Origin of the sequence: Hymenobacter sp. HSC-4F20, assembly GCF_019599275.1 — a bacterium.
Lineage (GTDB): Bacteria > Bacteroidota > Bacteroidia > Cytophagales > Hymenobacteraceae > Hymenobacter.
In genome coordinates this window covers 1,654,692-1,669,352 of sequence record NZ_JAHZTD010000001.1, presented here as the reverse complement: position 1 = coordinate 1,669,352, position 14,661 = coordinate 1,654,692, and the positions used below count along the sequence as shown (strand labels likewise).

The following is a 14,661-nucleotide window of genomic DNA, read 5'->3' as shown; positions in this document are numbered from 1 at the left end:
ACCCACCCGAGTACCACCCAAAATGAAAATTCTCGTCATTGATAACTACGACTCCTTCACCTACAACCTTGTGCAGGTGCTGCGGGAACTGGGTCATACCGATAACGTCACGGTGATTCGCAACGACAAGCTGGCGGTGGAAGACGTGGCCGGCTACGATGCCGTGCTGCTGTCCCCTGGTCCGGGTGTACCAGCTGATGCCGGGCTGATGCCGGAAATCATTCGCCAATACGCCCCCAGCAAGCGCATGTTGGGTGTGTGCCTGGGCCACCAGGGCTTGGCCGAAAGCTTCGGCGGCGAGCTATACAATATGCCTGATGTGCTCCACGGTTTGGCTACCGATGCCCAGGTAACGGCTGAGGACCGCCTGTTTGCCGGCTTGCCCCCACAATTCAAGGTAGGGCGCTACCACTCCTGGAGCGTGCTGCCGGAGTCGGTGCCGGCGGCGCTGGAAGTAACGGCTGTGGATGCTAATGGGCAGGTGTTAGCCTTCCGCCACCGCGAGTACGACGTGCGCGGCGTGCAGTTCCACCCCGAGTCCATCCTGACCGAGCACGGCCACCAGATGCTGGCCAACTGGTTGGCCTAACCCATGGGGGTAGGCGCTTGCCCGACCCCCGCCGCTGCTCTTCTTTCGATTCCCACCCAAACAGCTGGACGCTCCTGGCCGCCAGCTACCCCTCTTACGTGAAACAGATCCTGAATCAACTATTCGACCAGCAGCAGCTCACCCACGCCGAGGCGCACGAGGCCATGCTGCGCATCGGGCAGGGCGAGGCCAACGCCTCGGAAATGGCGGCCTTCATGACGGTGTATCGCATGCGGCCCATCGCCGTGCCGGAGTTGGCGGGCTTCCGCGAGGCCCTGCTGAGCCTGAGCCGCGACCCGGAGCTGGGCACCCATGACACGGTAGATATCGTGGGCACCGGCGGCGACGGCAAAGACACGCTCAACATCAGCACGCTGGCTTGCTTTGTGGTGGCGGGCGCCGGCTACAAGGTGACCAAGCACGGTAACATTGGGGTGTCGTCGGTGTGTGGGTCGTCGGATGTGCTGGCGCAGTTGGGGGTTGATTTTGGGGTAGGAAACGACGTGCTGAAGCAGCAGTTGGAGCAGGCCAACATCTGCTTTCTGCACGCTCCGTCCTTCCACCCGGCCATGCGCTACGCCGGGCCAGTGCGGCGCGAGCTGGGGGTGCGCACCTTCTTTAACATCCTGGGCCCCTTGATTAACCCCGCCCGCCCGAAATACCAAGTAGCCGGCACGTTCAGCCTGGAGCTGCTGCGCCTCTACCACTACCTGCTGCAGCAAACCGAAACCCGCTATGCCGTGGTGCACGCCCTCGATGGCTACGACGAACTCTCCCTGACCGGGGCCGCCAAGCTGGCTACGCCCGCCGGCGAGCAGCTCCTCTCGGCCACTGACCTGGGCCTTACTGCCACCCGCCCCGAAGAGCTGGCAGGCGGCCGCACCCCGCAGGAATCGGCTAAGCTGTTCCTGGAGGTGCTAGAAGGCCGCGCCACCCGCGCCCAGCGCGACGTAGTAACGGCCAACGCGGCCCTGGCTATTGGTTGCCTGGAGCCCACGTTCAGCTTTGCCGAGGCCCTGGCCGCCGCCCAGGAATCTTTGGATTCCGGTTGGGCCCGGCAGGCCCTGCGCAAGCTGGTGGCCGTCACGCACAGCCACGCTACTACCTTATAAGTCTTAACGAGGGGTAGCCGCTAAGCCACCGAAATACGTGGTAGCTGGCTCTCTTTTCTCCTGAATACTGTTCACCCAATTCCAAGCCGCTAGGCAGGAATTCACCTTCAAACCCCGCCGCAATCCATCGGCGGCCCGCCAATGCCTACGATTCTCGACCAAATCATTGCCTACAAGCGCCAGGAAGTAGCCGACCGCCAAAGCCTGGTGCCGGTAAAGCTGCTGGAAAAAAGCCTCTACATGCCGGCCCAGCCCCTGAGCCTGCGTCGCTACCTGCTGCGCGACGACCTAAGCGGCATCATTGCTGAGTTCAAGCGCAAGTCGCCGAGCAAGGGCTTCATCAACCCCCACGCCCCGGTAGAGCGCACTACGCTGGGCTACATGCAGGCCGGCGCCTCGGCCCTATCGGTGCTGACGGATACCGAGTTTTTCGGCGGTAAGAATGAGGACCTGATTACGGCTCGCCGCTTCAATTTCTGCCCCATTCTGCGCAAGGATTTCGTGGTGGATGAGTACCAGATTCTGGAAGCTAAGAGCATTGGCGCCGATGCCGTGCTGCTGATTGCGGCCGTACTGTCGGGGGAGGAAGTGCTGCGCCTGGGTCGCCTGGCCAAGAGCCTGGGCCTGGAAGTGTTGCTCGAAATCCATAACGTCGAGGAGCTCGACAAAACCCTGCACCCCGACGCGGTGAGCTTGGTGGGCGTCAACAACCGCAACTTGCACGACTTCAGTGTGAGCCTGGATACTTCCGGCGAGCTGGCCCAGCGCATCCCCGATGAGTTCGTGAAAGTGACGGAAAGCGGCCTGACCTCGGCTGCCGACATTGAGGCCCTGCGCCAGGTAGGCTACCGCGGCTTCCTGATCGGCGAGACGTTTATGCGCCACTCCCGCCCCGAGAAAGCCTGTGCCGCCCTCGTACAGCAGCTCCGCGCCACCGAAGCCGTAACCCTACTCTAATGAGCGTGCGCCTGAAAGTCTGCGGCATGGCCCGGCCCGACAACCTGCGGGCGGTAGCCGCCCTGCGCCCCGACTTTCTGGGCTTCATCTTCTACCCGAAGTCCCGGCGCTATGCTGCCCCCACACTCACGCCCGCCGCTGCCGCTGCGGTGCCAGCCGGTATTCAAAAGGTAGGCGTGTTCGTGGATGAAGACACGGCCGTCATTCAGGAGCGCATCACCGAGTACGGCCTGCAGACCGTGCAGCTCCACGGCTCCGAAACGCCCGAAACCTGCGGGTTGCTGCGCGCCACGGGGGTAGCAGTTATCAAGGCGTTTGCGGTGGGGGAGCAGTTCGACTTCGAGCGGTTGCGGCCCTACCTGGGGGTAGTCGACTACTTCCTCTTCGACACGGCCGGCGCCCAGCCCGGCGGCAACGGCACCGCCTTCGACTGGCAACTGCTGCAGAATTACGCCTTGCCAGTGCCTTATTTCCTGGCTGGTGGGTTGGCCCTGGAACACGCTGACACGCTACGCAACCTGCAGCTCCCTGGCCTGTTTGCCCTAGACCTGAACAGCAAATTTGAAACGGAGCCCGGCCTGAAAGACGCCGATTTACTGCGTCAGATGTTTACTGCTTTGCGCAGCTCTCTATCCTCCGGCTCCCAGGGCTAAACCCCTGGGCTAGATAGAGCCCTCACCCAATTCGCTACGTAGCCCAAGGCTTCAGCCCTGGAAACCTCAACGAAAGCCAACCACCCCATGCCTACTACCTATCAACAACCCACGGAACGCGGCTACTACGGCCCGTTCGGCGGCGCCTTCATCCCGGAAATGCTCTACCCCAACGTGGAAGAGCTACGCCAGCAGTACCTCGACATCCTGGCTGACCCCGCGTTTCAGCAGGAGTACCAGCAACTGCTCCGCGACTACGTGGGTCGGCCTACCCCCTTGTTCGAGGCCAAGCGCCTGTCGGAGAAGTATAACACCCGCGTGTACCTCAAGCGCGAGGACCTCTGCCACACCGGGGCGCACAAGGTAAACAACACCGTGGGGCAGATTCTGCTGGCCAAGCGCCTGGGCAAAACCCGCATCATTGCCGAAACCGGCGCCGGCCAGCATGGTGTAGCCACGGCCACGGTGTGCGCCCTCATGGGCATGCAGTGCATCGTGTACATGGGCGAAATCGATATGGAGCGCCAGAAGCCAAACGTGTACCGCATGCGCCTGTTGGGGGCCGAAGTACGGGCGGCCATGAGCGGCAGCCGCACCCTCAAAGATGCCACCAACGAGGCCATCCGGGACTGGATTTCCAACCCCGTCGATACCCACTACATCATCGGCTCGGTAGTTGGCCCGCACCCGTACCCCGATCTGGTGGCGCGGTTGCAGGCGGTTATCAGTGAGGAGATGCGCAAGCAGCTGCTGGAAAAAACCGGCTCCGAGCTACCTAACTACGTGGTAGCCTGCGTGGGTGGTGGCTCCAACGCGGCCGGCGCGTTCTACCACTTCCTGGAAGAGCCGTCGGTGAAGCTGGTGGCCGTGGAAGCGGCCGGGCACGGTGTCAACTCGGGGCACTCGGCGGCTACGTCGGTGCTGGGCAAGCCGGGCATTATTCACGGTTCGCGTACCCTGCTCATGCAGGACGAAGACGGCCAGATTACCGAGCCCTACTCCCTGTCGGCCGGCCTCGACTACCCCGGCATTGGCCCCTTGCACGCCTACCTCGCCGATTCGGGCCGGGCCCGGTTTATCAGCATTGAGGACGAGGACGCGCTGAAGGCGGTAGCCGAACTGAGTCGCCTGGAAGGCATCATCCCGGCCCTGGAAACCGCTCACGCCCTGGCCGCACTCGGCCAGTTGGGCGCCGGCCCCGACGACGTGGTAGTAGTAAACCTCTCGGGCCGCGGCGACAAAGACTTGGAAACCTACCTCAAGTACGCCGATACCATCCTGTAAAGCGCAAACCGTCTGTCATCCTGAGCCCAGCAAAGGACCTCTACCTCTGGCTAACTCAATAGAGGTCCTTTGCTGGGCTCAGGATGACAGGATTGATGATATGAACCGAATCAAAAACGTTTTTGAGAAAAAGCAGAAAGGCCTGCTCAACGTGTACTTCACCGCCGGCTACCCCAGCCTGCACGACACGGTGCCACTCATTAAGTCGCTGACCCAGGCCGGCGCCGACCTCATTGAAATAGGAATGCCGTTTTCTGACCCGCTGGCCGATGGTCCTGTGATTCAGGCCAGCAGCACGGCGGCTTTGCAGAACGGCATGAACATGCGGGTGCTGTTTCGGCAACTGGAAGGCATCCGCAGCGAGGTACCCGAAACGCCCATTCTGCTCATGGGCTACCTCAACCCCGTCATGCAGTTCGGGGTGGAGAACTTCTGCCGCGAAGCTGCCGCTGCTGGCGTAGATGGCGTGATTTTGCCCGACCTACCCCTGGACGACTACGTGGCCGAATACCAGGAAATGTTCCGCCGCTACAACCTGCGGCCCGTGTTCCTTATCACGCCCCAAACGGCCCCGGAGCGCATCCGCCGCATCGATGAGCTGACGGATTCCTTTCTCTACCTCGTGTCGGGCCCCGGAACCACGGGCGGCGCCAACACCCAGGCCGAAGGGGTGCAGGAAGCATATTTCGAGCGCATTGAAGCCATGAACCTGCGCAACCCCCGCCTCATCGGTTTCGGCATCGGCGACAAAGCTTCTTTCCAGCGCGCCTGCGAGTACGCCGAGGGCGCCATCATCGGCTCAGCTCTGATCCGGGCTTTGGAAGGCACCGACGATGCGCCCGCCGCCGCCGCCCGGTTTGTGCAGTCGGTGCTTAAATAAAACTGAACTAAGAGGTTATCTGATTAGCCTCCTACCACTTGTCATCCTGAGCATGTCGCGCATCAAGCGAGGACGAAGGACCTCTACCTCTGGCTAACCTAATCGTTGGGACGAAGCGAAATAGGTCCTCCGCTCTGCTCAGATGACAACCGATATTTTCTCCTGAACATGATCATCCAACTCGATTCCCATATCTCCGAGGCTGCCCAGCAGGCCATCGAAGACCACATTAAGGCTCTCAAATACAAAGTCACGGACGTTAAAACCCAACGGGCTCACTACCTCGTGGCCATCGGCAAAGCCGACGTAGACCTGCGCACCATTGGGCAACTGCCGGGCATTCTGGACATTCATCAGGTATCCGACGACTACCAACTGGTGTCGCGGAAGTGGCGGGTGCGCCCCACCGTGCTCGACCTCGGCGACGGGGTGCGGGTAGGGGAGGGCAGCCTCACGCTGGCCGCCGGGCCCTGCAGCATCGAGAATGAGCAGCAGATGGAGCTGATTATGCAGCACCTCGTAGACAACGACGTGCGTATCATGCGCGGAGGCGTGTTCAAGCCGCGCTCCTCTCCGTACTCCTTCCGCGGCCTGGGCATGGAAGGCCTGAAGCTGTTCCACCAAATGGCGCGGGCGCGGGGCATTAAAATCATAACAGAGGTGATGCAGGTGTCGCAGGTGGAGGAAATGCACGACTACGTGGACGTGTTCCAGGTAGGGGCGCGCAACACCCAGAACTTTAACCTGCTCGACGCCCTGGGCGGGGTAGATAAGCCGGTGATGATTAAGCGCGGCATTTCCGGCACCATTGAGGAACTGCTTTCGTCGGCGGAGTACGTGTTTTCGGGAGGTAATGAGAAGCTGATTCTCTGCGAGCGGGGCATCCGCACCTTTGAAACGGCCTCACGCAATACGCTGGATCTGAATGCGGTGCCCATCCTGAAGGAAAAAACCCACCTGCCCGTCATCGTGGACCCCTCCCACGGCATCGGTATCCGCGACTACGTACCCTCTATGGCCCTGGCCGCCGTAATGGCCGGTGCCGACGGCATCATCTACGAAGCGCATGAGAAGCCCGAAGAAGCTGCCTCCGACGGTGCCCAAACCCTAAACTTCCAGGAGTCGGCCCGCCTGATTCGCAACCTGCGCAAGGTGTATGCCCTACGGCAAGAACTGGAATAACTACACGTGCTACGTCTCCGCACTACCAGTCAGGCGTGCTTAAAGCAGTGCGGTTTTTCCTGTAAAGGCATGATGGTTTGTTGTTATACCCCTGTTTTTATAGGGGGCATACCTATTTTGAACCAAATTTCTCGGTGAATACCCCTGTTTGTGAAGGGGCGTTTGCTTGAATTTGTAGTTTGCTAACGCGTAAGACATAAAAAAATATACCCCCTTGGTATACAATCTATTTTTCAAATAATATATATTTGTGTCATCATGCTACAGCTCACCGCGAAATGTGTCTACCTGATTAATAACCGCCCTATGCAGGGCGGGGTCGGGCTCCTTTGCGGATACGGAAGTTAGAAGTACAGCATGATGCTTCTCCTCTGAAAACCACACAAGAGCCCGACCCCGACAAGGAGCCGGGCTTTTTTTCTGCCCAATTAGCTGCTTAATACGCATGGTACAGCAACAGTATGACCGGTACACGACCCAAGATCAGTTGGTCTGGAAAGTATTGTTCGACCGCCAGACCGCCCTGCTCCACAAGCGGGCCTGCTCGGCTTTCGGACAGGGTCTGGCGGCAGTAGGCTTTCACCGTAACGCTATTCCTAACTTCGAGGAAGTAAACAAGCGGCTGCAAAAGGCTACGGGCTGGCAGCTGGAACCCGTGTTGGGCATGCTAAACGATGCGGAGTTCTTTGGGCTACTGGCCCAGCGCAAGTTCCCGGCTACCGTCTGGATTCGCTCCATGAAGCAATTCGACTTCATTGAGGAGCCCGATTTGTTCCACGGCGTATTCGGGCACGTGCCCCTGCTGATGGACCAAGCCTTTGCCGACTTTTTGCATTTCCTAGGGCACGTAGCGGCGCAGCATCTGCACGATGCCACCGCGCTGGCTCGCCTGGAGCGGCTGTATGGCTTTACGGTGCAGTTTGGGCTAGTAGAGGAGAAGGGAGAAACCCGGATGTACGGCGCCGGCTTGCTCTCGTCGTCGGGTGAAATCCACCATTGTATCGGCGATGTTACCCGCCGCTACCCCTTCGATTTGGCTACTGTGCTGCATACGCCCTACAGCGAGGCACATGTGCAGGAACAGTACTTCGTGCTCAACAGCTGGGAGCAGCTTACGGAAAGCGTGGCCGAATTAGCCGCGCTGCTTTCCACGGGCTGGGAGCTGCAACCCGTTGAATAAGGTAAGATAAAGACTGCCTTTAGGCAGCAGTGCTTACTTAACAAGAAACGCAACGCAGCAACAAACCAAAGCATAGAAACCCGTTTCGGATTGGTTCGGGGCGGCCAGTATAGACGGCAGGTGGGGGTGGGATACTATTCTGCTGCTACTGCTCCGGCCCGAAATTCCGCCTATGCGGCCCACGGAATGGGTTTCTATGCTTCTGGCTTGTTGGCTATCTTTAGCTGATTACTTTTGTTCATCATGCTGCTCACCTCCCGCTATTACGCCTATGCTTATTACGTTCCCTACCGGAGCGGAGCGGCCACGGCGTGTTGCAGAGGATAGCCACTTTCTCTACCGACACTTTTCAAAAGCCTGCTTCCGCTTCGTGCGGAGGCAGGCTTTTTCTTTTTCACCCCTTTCTTCTTTTCAGATGATGACTTCTCTGATTGCTCCCGTTGTTTCCGCCGCCCTGCCCCTCCCGACCCAAGATTATAGCCGCTACACCGCCGCCGATCAGCACGTGTGGCAGCTGCTCTTCGACCGCCAGATGACTTTGCTACCCGGTCGCGCCGCCGATGCCTTTCTGGAGGGGGTAAAGCAAATCGGCTTTACCCGCGACACCATCCCGGATTTCCGAGAGGTAAACCCGCGCCTGCAGGAGCTGACGGGCTGGGAGCTGGTAGTGGTGCCCGGCCTAGTGGACGACGCGGAGTTTTTTTGGCTGCTGGCCCAGCGCAAGTTTCCGGCTACTACCTGGCTGCGCAAGCTGGAGCAGCTCGATTACCTGGAAGAACCCGACATGTTTCATGATGTATTCGGGCACGTACCCTTGCTGACCAATCCGGGGTTTGCGCAGTTTTTGCAGCAACTGGGTGAGGCGGCCCAGCACCACGCCAACCGCTGGCCCGGTACCCTGGAGCTGTTCACGCGTCTGTACTGGTTTACGGCCGAGTTCGGGCTGGTGCAGCAACCCGAGGGCCTGCGCATTTACGGGGCCGGCTTGTTGTCCTCGCACGGAGAAGTGAAGTTCAGCCTGGGTGAACAGCCTACCCGTCTGCCGTTCACGCTGGACGGGGTGCTCAACACGGCCTTCGAGAAGGATAAATTTCAGGAGCTATACTTCGTGCTCGACAATATGCAGCAGCTACCCCAAGCTCTACAGCAACTCCTGGCCCGGCTGGCGGAATAGGTGAATGGGTAAGTGAGTAGATGAGTGAAGTGAGGAGATGTCATGGCGAGGTTACCGAAGCCATCTTTCCTTTATTCTGTGACAAGCCTGATAAACAGACAAGCCCTTGACGCTAGCACAGTCGTCAAGGGCTTGTCACATTTCAGGGGGTAGGGAGTGGTTAGGAAGGATGGCTTCGACACTGGCTTGATGCGCCACATGCTCGCCATGACACACTTCACTCATCTACTCATTCACCACTTCACCTAATAACGCCAGCCCAGGCGACGGTAGATGAAGTGCAGTAGCCAGAGCGGGCCGATGAGCAGAAATTGTACGTCTTTCAGGAAGGAAGGCTTCTTGCCCTCTACCTTGTGGCCCCAGAACTGCCCAATCCAGGCCAGCACGAACACCAGCAGGCACACGGCCCAGAGAGGTAGCACGGCCGCCGCATCCACTACCCGAAGAGTAGCCGCCATTGCCACCCATACCAGCACCATACCCACCGCCAATCGGCCGGAAAGGCGTAGGTAGTATGCCACGGCCAGCACCATTACCACGGTAGCCCAGTTCAGCCACGGACTTACCGCCCGCAACGCCTCCGGCACCGGAATCGACCAGAGCAGCCCCAGAATCGAGAACATAATCAGGGGCACGCACACCCAATGCACCATTTTGTTGGTGGGGTTCTGGTGGCTTTCGCCGTACTCATCGAGCAGGTTTTGGACGGGAGAGGAGGTAGGAATTTCCATAGGACAGGCGGGAAGATTGAGCAGGTAAAAGATACAGATTTGGCTGGGTTTACATACTTTGCCTACCCATCATTCCGAGCAAGAGCGAGGAACATAAGTTACTCATGTGACTGACCCGGATTCCTCGCTCCCGCTCGGAAGGACATAAAAAAGGCGACCTGTGCAGGCCGCCTTTCTCACGCTGAATGAAATCAGCGCAATCCGCTTAATCCGCGGTTCACTTGAGTTTGAGGTTTTTCTTGAGGTAGGCTACGGAGGCGGCGTGAGCGTCTTCGGCGAAGGGCTTGTTATACTTGGGGTTGGAGGGGTTGGCGAAGGCGTGGTCAGCGTCGTAGGCTTTCACTGTCAGGCCTTTTTTGGCGGCCGCCATGTCCTTTTCGAACTGGGTTACTACCTCTTGGTTGATCCACTTGTCCTGCTTCGCGAAGACGAATAGCACGTCGGTGTTCAGGGTTTTGAGCTTCGCTACGTCTTTTTCAGGCATGCCATAGTAAGCCACGCAGCCCTTGGCCTTCGGGCCGGCCAGCAGCGCCGTCTGGATGCTCCAGCCCCCGCCGAAGCACCACCCAATGCTGGCTACCTGCGCTTTCGGGCCGGCGTAGAGCAAAGCACCTTTGATGATGGCTTGGGCGCGCTCGGTCTTGACGCCCTGCATGAGCTTGCCAGCCTGGTCGGCATCGGTGGCTACCTGGCCGTCGTATAGGTCCAGGGCAATGACATTAACGCCGGGCATTTCCTTGGCAAAGCGGGCTGCTTCCTGCTTGATGTAGTCGTTGAGGCCCCACCACTCATGTATCACCAACAGATACTTATCAGAGCGGATGTTGCTCTTGATTTCGAAGGCCTTGCTGCTTTGGCCGTCGGTGGTTTTGAACTCCACCATTTCGCCGGTTCCTTGGTAGGTGAAGGGTAGGGGCGCATCGTGGCCACCCGAGAAGTCTTCATCAGAAGCCAGCATGGCGAATACCTCGGTGGCGTTTGGGCCGGCAGTGGGTTTAGCGCAGCAGCTCAGGGTTTGGGCCGAAGCCATGGACACCACGCTTAGCAGCGCGGCACAAAGAGTCCAAAGTTTTTTCATGAATGAGGGGAAGGAAATTGTAATAAAAAAGCAGTCCGGCGGCACTTATGTAACTACATAAGTGCCGCCGGACTGCTTAAACTGCTACGGAGCCGTTTGGTTTCGGAATGATAAGCAGGTTATCGGACTCTATTCAAGCCGTTCGTACGAAAGCGCGCAGTTCGGTTAGCAAAGCGTAGAGGCCTACGTAAGTGCGGTTGAGGTAGATGAAGTGCTCGGAGCCGCGGGGCTCGCGCTGCTGGCGTAGCTCGGGCTGCTGCATGAGGTCGTCGCCGAGGGCGTAGAGGCTCTGCAAATACCCAGGGTCGCCGAAGTCGAAGGTGGGCTGGCGGAACGGGCGACCCACTAGCTCCAAGGATGCCTGCATGGTACGTACGTAAAACGTGCGTTGCGCTTCCGGGTCCTGGGGTTTTACTACCCCCGCTTCGGTCAGCAAAGCGGTTAGCCGGGTTTCGTCAGCTAGGGTTTCGGGGGCAAGCAGGGCCGTGAACAGGTCGTGTACGTCGGCCGGAATTTCCTTGACGCAGCCAAAATCCAGCACGCCTACCGTGCCCCCGTTATCAGACTGTAGCAGGAAGTTACCGGGGTGAGGGTCGGCGTGCACCTGGAGCAGGGTGTTCAGCTGGAACATGTAGAAGTCCCAGAGGGCCTGGCCCAGTTGGTTGCGCACCTCCTGGCTGGGGTTGGTGGCCAGAAACTCCTTGAGGTGCTGGCCGGGCAGCCAGTCCATAGTCAGGATGCGTTGGGCAGACAGCTCGGGGTAGTACGCAGGGAACTGCAGATTAGCCAGGCTGGCGCAGGCGGCCGCAATCTGCTGGCCGCGCCGCAGCTCCAGGGCATAGTCGGTTTCCTCAATCAGCCGGGTTTCTACTTCCTGCATGTAAGGGCGCACGGTGGCTTCATCGAGGCCTAATACGCGCAGGGCAATGGGCTTCACCAGCCGGATATCGGAGCGGATGCTGTCGGCCACGCCGGGGTACTGCACCTTCACGGCCAGGGTGCGGCCGTCTTTTTCTGCCCGATGCACCTGCCCAATGCTGGCGGCTTGCCGGGCGTTCAGGTCAAAGGTGTCAAACACCTCAAACGGCGACTTCCCGAAGGCATCCCGAAACGCCTTCACCACCAGCGGCCCCGACAGTGGTGGCGTCTGGTACTGGGCCTGGGCAAACTGCTCGGCGTAGGCCGTGGGCAGAATGTTCTTCTCCATGGCCAGCATCTGGGCCACTTTCAGCACCGAGCCTTTCATCTCACTCAGAGCGCCGTAGAGTTCCGCCGCGTTGGCCTGGTGCAGGTCCGCCGTGGAGCTGTCGGCCCCCACGGCGCGCTTGGCGTAGTGCTTCACATAGTTGGCGCCCACATTCAGGCCAGTTTTGGCGAAACGGGCCGCCCGGGCGACTTTAGTAGTAGGAAGGGAGTTGAGCGGGGTGTTCTCGGCGGAATCAGCCATAGAAAAGCGGCCAGTGGATAGCTGGCAGGCAGGAAGTCAGACTGAAAAAGGATCTTCTCAGTCAAGAATTCCTCAACAGTCCGATGAAACAAGGAAAAGAAAACGGGGCCAGCCGTGTTAGGTACTGGCTTTTAATTAGCGACGGCTCTGCACCAGAAAGCGCACAAAATCGGTGGCCGAATCGAAGGTGTTGCGGCCCACTAAATCGAAGCTTAGCGTAACGGCCTTCTCAATGGCGGCATCCGTGCGCTCAAAGTTCACGGACTCGTCGCGGGCGAAGAAGCCCAGCACGAACAGCAACTGCTGCCAAAAGAAGCGTGGGTAAGCGTTTTCGATAAGCGGGCGGGTAGCAATTTCCCCGCTCTGCCGTCCTTCCCGCAGGATATTTGTTACGAACTCCTCAAACTCCTGGCGCAACCCATCGAGCACGCGTGGAGTGAGGCCGGGCATCCGGTGCAGGGAGCGGCGCAGGGCCTGCAGGGCAAAGCTGCGGTTGCGCTTTAGCACCTCAAGCAGAGTGTAGTAAAAGCCCAGCAGCTTCTCACGGGCGCCGTACTCTGCCCACACCGGTTCTTTGGAGGCAATGTCGTAGGCTTCGCGGCCGAAATCAGCCCACAGCTCTCTGTCGAGCACGTCGAAGTTGGCGTAGTAGCGGTAGAATTCCTGCTCCGGCAGGCCCAGCTTTTTGGTCAGCTTGAACACCGACGCTGGGGGTGTACCCTTGCGCAACACGTAATCGAGGTAGCCTTGTTTAATGCGGTCCTTTTCCATGCCCTTATAACCGGCAGAAGGGGTAGGAAGTTGCTGGGCTATGAGTACTTAGTTGGATATGTTAGAGTAATTCAGATTTACGTCTGTATCATATTATACTGTCATCCTGAGCGGAGCGAAGGACCTCTACCTTTGGCTAATCAAGCAGAATTACCCTCGGTAGAGGTCCTTCGCTCCGCTCAGGATGACAGATGGCTGGCGAGCCATCTAGAGCAACACGACTTCGCTTAACAGAATTACCCTTTACTCTCCCGCCGCCCGGTAAGCGGTGCGCAGCGTTTCGATGGCCCGCTCCCGGGCAAACTTGTGGTCGACGATGGGTTTGGGATAGTCGCAGGTGCCGAACTCGGGTACCCATTGCCACACATATGCGAAGGTAGGGTCGTACTGCTCCTGCTGGCTCTGGGGGCTGTACACCCGAAACCAGGGGGCGGCCACTACCCCGGTGCCAGCCATCCACTGCCAGTTACCCACGTTCTGGGCCATATCGTAGTCCAGCAGCTTGTCGGCGAAGTACCGGTCGCCCCAGCGCCAGTCGATGAGCAGGTGCTTCACCAGAAAGCCCGCGGCGGCAATCCGGGCCCGGTTAGGCATGTAGCCGGTTTGGTTTAGCTCACGCATGCCAGCATCTACCAGGGGGTAGCCCGTGCGGCCTTCGCACCACGCCTGAAACTCCGCCTCGTTGTTACGGTAGGGCACCTGGCGCAGGCGGGGCTCGAAGCTTTCGGTGGCCATAAAGGGGTAGTGCCAGAGCAGCATCATGAAGTAGTCGCGCCAGATGAGCTCGGCCAGCAGCTTGGGGTTCAGGTCGCGGGCTTGGCGCATTAGCTCCCGCACGCTCAGAGTGCCGAAGCGCAGGTGCACCGAGCGGCGGGTGCTGCTGTCCACCCGGCCCGGCGAGTCGCGGGTAAGGTGGTAGTTGCGCACCAACTCCTCGGGCGGCAGCTCGTTGGCCGGTACTTCCTGTCGAAACTCCTGGAACCCCATGCTCTCCAGAGTCGGGCGCGGCGGGGCCTGGGGCAACTGGGCCAGGTGCTGGGCGGTATAGAGCCCAGCGGAGGGGTAGGGCTGTAGGTCCTCGTCGCGCAGAGCTTCTAGCCAGGCCTTGCGGTAAGCCCCAAACACCCGCGCCGGCTTCCCCGACTTGCCCAGTAGCTCATTCTTAGCGAAAATGACCTGGTCCTTGAGCGCATGAAACGCTACCCCATGGCGGGCCGCCAACTCGGCCACGGCCGTGTCCCGCTCGGTAGCGTAGGGCTCGTAGTCCTCGTTGGTGTAGATGGCCGCTACCTCGTGCTGGGTCAGCAACTGCTCGAAAACCTCCAGCGGCCGCCCGAAAAACGCCAGAAAAGCGCCGCCTTGCTGCTCGGTCTGGTGGGCCAGGCGCTCTACTTCGTCATAAATAAAGGTCACGCGGGCGTCGCGGCGGGAGGGCAGCAAATCCAGAATTTCCCGGTCGTAGATGAACAGCGGCACCACCGGATGCCCGCTTTGCAGGGCCGCCGCGAGGCCGGCATTATCGTGCTGGCGCAGGTCGCGCCGGTGCCAGAACAAGGTAATCGGCATAGAGTTGAGCGTGATAGTAGAAGTTAAAGCGCCGGTTTGTGGTCCAGAGCACGGGTA

The 14,661-nt window shown here is 59.5% G+C and carries 14 protein-coding genes; 9 read left to right on the top strand and 5 right to left on the bottom strand.

All coding sequences use genetic code 11. The annotated features are described in order from the left end of the window. Positions 1-22 precede the first annotated feature (22 nt). The 9 genes from K3G63_RS07265 to phhA all read left to right on the top strand — a co-directional run bounded on the left by K3G63_RS07265 (position 23) and on the right by phhA (position 9,011). The gene (locus K3G63_RS07265) at positions 23-589 is read left to right on the top strand and encodes an aminodeoxychorismate/anthranilate synthase component II (protein WP_220613388.1); all 567 of its coding nucleotides are present in this window, start codon (positions 23-25) and stop codon (positions 587-589) included. 98 nt (positions 590-687) lie between these two features. Further along, positions 688-1,701 carry an anthranilate phosphoribosyltransferase gene (trpD, locus tag K3G63_RS07260; RefSeq protein WP_220613387.1) on the top strand — a complete coding sequence of 338 codons (1,014 nt, stop codon included), beginning with the start codon at positions 688-690 and terminating at the stop codon, positions 1,699-1,701. A gap of 141 nt (positions 1,702-1,842) precedes the next feature. Beyond that, positions 1,843-2,658 (top strand): indole-3-glycerol phosphate synthase TrpC, encoded by an 816-nt coding sequence (gene trpC / locus K3G63_RS07255; protein WP_220613386.1) that lies wholly within the window; start codon positions 1,843-1,845, stop codon positions 2,656-2,658. Beyond that, a complete protein-coding gene (locus tag K3G63_RS07250; RefSeq protein ID WP_220613385.1) occupies positions 2,658-3,311 on the top strand; it encodes a phosphoribosylanthranilate isomerase in 654 nt (217 codons plus the stop codon). Before trpC ends, K3G63_RS07250 begins: the two co-directional genes overlap by 1 nt. Positions 3,312-3,398: 87 nt before the next feature. Next, the gene (trpB, locus tag K3G63_RS07245; protein WP_220613384.1) at positions 3,399-4,595 is read left to right on the top strand and encodes a tryptophan synthase subunit beta; all 1,197 of its coding nucleotides are present in this window, start codon (positions 3,399-3,401) and stop codon (positions 4,593-4,595) included. Positions 4,596-4,695: 100 nt separating this feature from the next. After that, on the top strand, positions 4,696-5,475 hold the full coding sequence (trpA, locus tag K3G63_RS07240; RefSeq protein WP_220613383.1) for a tryptophan synthase subunit alpha: 780 nt from the start codon (positions 4,696-4,698) through the stop codon (positions 5,473-5,475). Positions 5,476-5,643: 168 nt separating this feature from the next. After that, positions 5,644-6,657, top strand: a complete 1,014-nt coding sequence (gene aroF / locus K3G63_RS07235; RefSeq protein ID WP_220613382.1) for a 3-deoxy-7-phosphoheptulonate synthase — start codon at positions 5,644-5,646, stop codon at positions 6,655-6,657. 445 nt (positions 6,658-7,102) lie between these two features. Next, on the top strand, positions 7,103-7,837 hold the full coding sequence (locus K3G63_RS07230; RefSeq protein ID WP_220613381.1) for a phenylalanine 4-monooxygenase: 735 nt from the start codon (positions 7,103-7,105) through the stop codon (positions 7,835-7,837). A 415-nt stretch (positions 7,838-8,252) separates the two neighbouring features. Continuing rightward, positions 8,253-9,011: a phenylalanine 4-monooxygenase gene (phhA, locus tag K3G63_RS07225; RefSeq protein ID WP_259404294.1), complete on the top strand. Its 759-nt coding sequence runs from the start codon at positions 8,253-8,255 to the stop codon at positions 9,009-9,011. Positions 9,012-9,256: 245 nt separating this feature from the next. Here phhA and K3G63_RS07220 read toward each other — a convergent pair whose 3' ends face one another. From K3G63_RS07220 to K3G63_RS07200, 5 genes are all read right to left on the bottom strand, one after another. Beyond that, a complete protein-coding gene (locus K3G63_RS07220; protein ID WP_220613380.1) occupies positions 9,257-9,742 on the bottom strand; it encodes a DUF962 domain-containing protein in 486 nt (161 codons plus the stop codon). Between the two features lie 217 nt (positions 9,743-9,959). Next, positions 9,960-10,820 carry a dienelactone hydrolase family protein gene (locus K3G63_RS07215; protein ID WP_259404293.1) on the bottom strand — a complete coding sequence of 287 codons (861 nt, stop codon included), beginning with the start codon at positions 10,818-10,820 and terminating at the stop codon, positions 9,960-9,962. A 133-nt stretch (positions 10,821-10,953) separates the two neighbouring features. Continuing rightward, positions 10,954-12,267, bottom strand: a complete 1,314-nt coding sequence (locus K3G63_RS07210; protein ID WP_220613379.1) for an AarF/ABC1/UbiB kinase family protein — start codon at positions 12,265-12,267, stop codon at positions 10,954-10,956. A gap of 135 nt (positions 12,268-12,402) precedes the next feature. Continuing rightward, entirely contained in the window at positions 12,403-13,038 is a 636-nt protein-coding gene (locus tag K3G63_RS07205) for a TetR family transcriptional regulator C-terminal domain-containing protein (protein WP_220613378.1), read from the bottom strand. A gap of 243 nt (positions 13,039-13,281) precedes the next feature. Next, on the bottom strand, positions 13,282-14,604 hold the full coding sequence (locus tag K3G63_RS07200) for a deoxyribodipyrimidine photo-lyase (protein ID WP_220613377.1): 1,323 nt from the start codon (positions 14,602-14,604) through the stop codon (positions 13,282-13,284). Positions 14,605-14,661 lie beyond the last annotated feature (57 nt).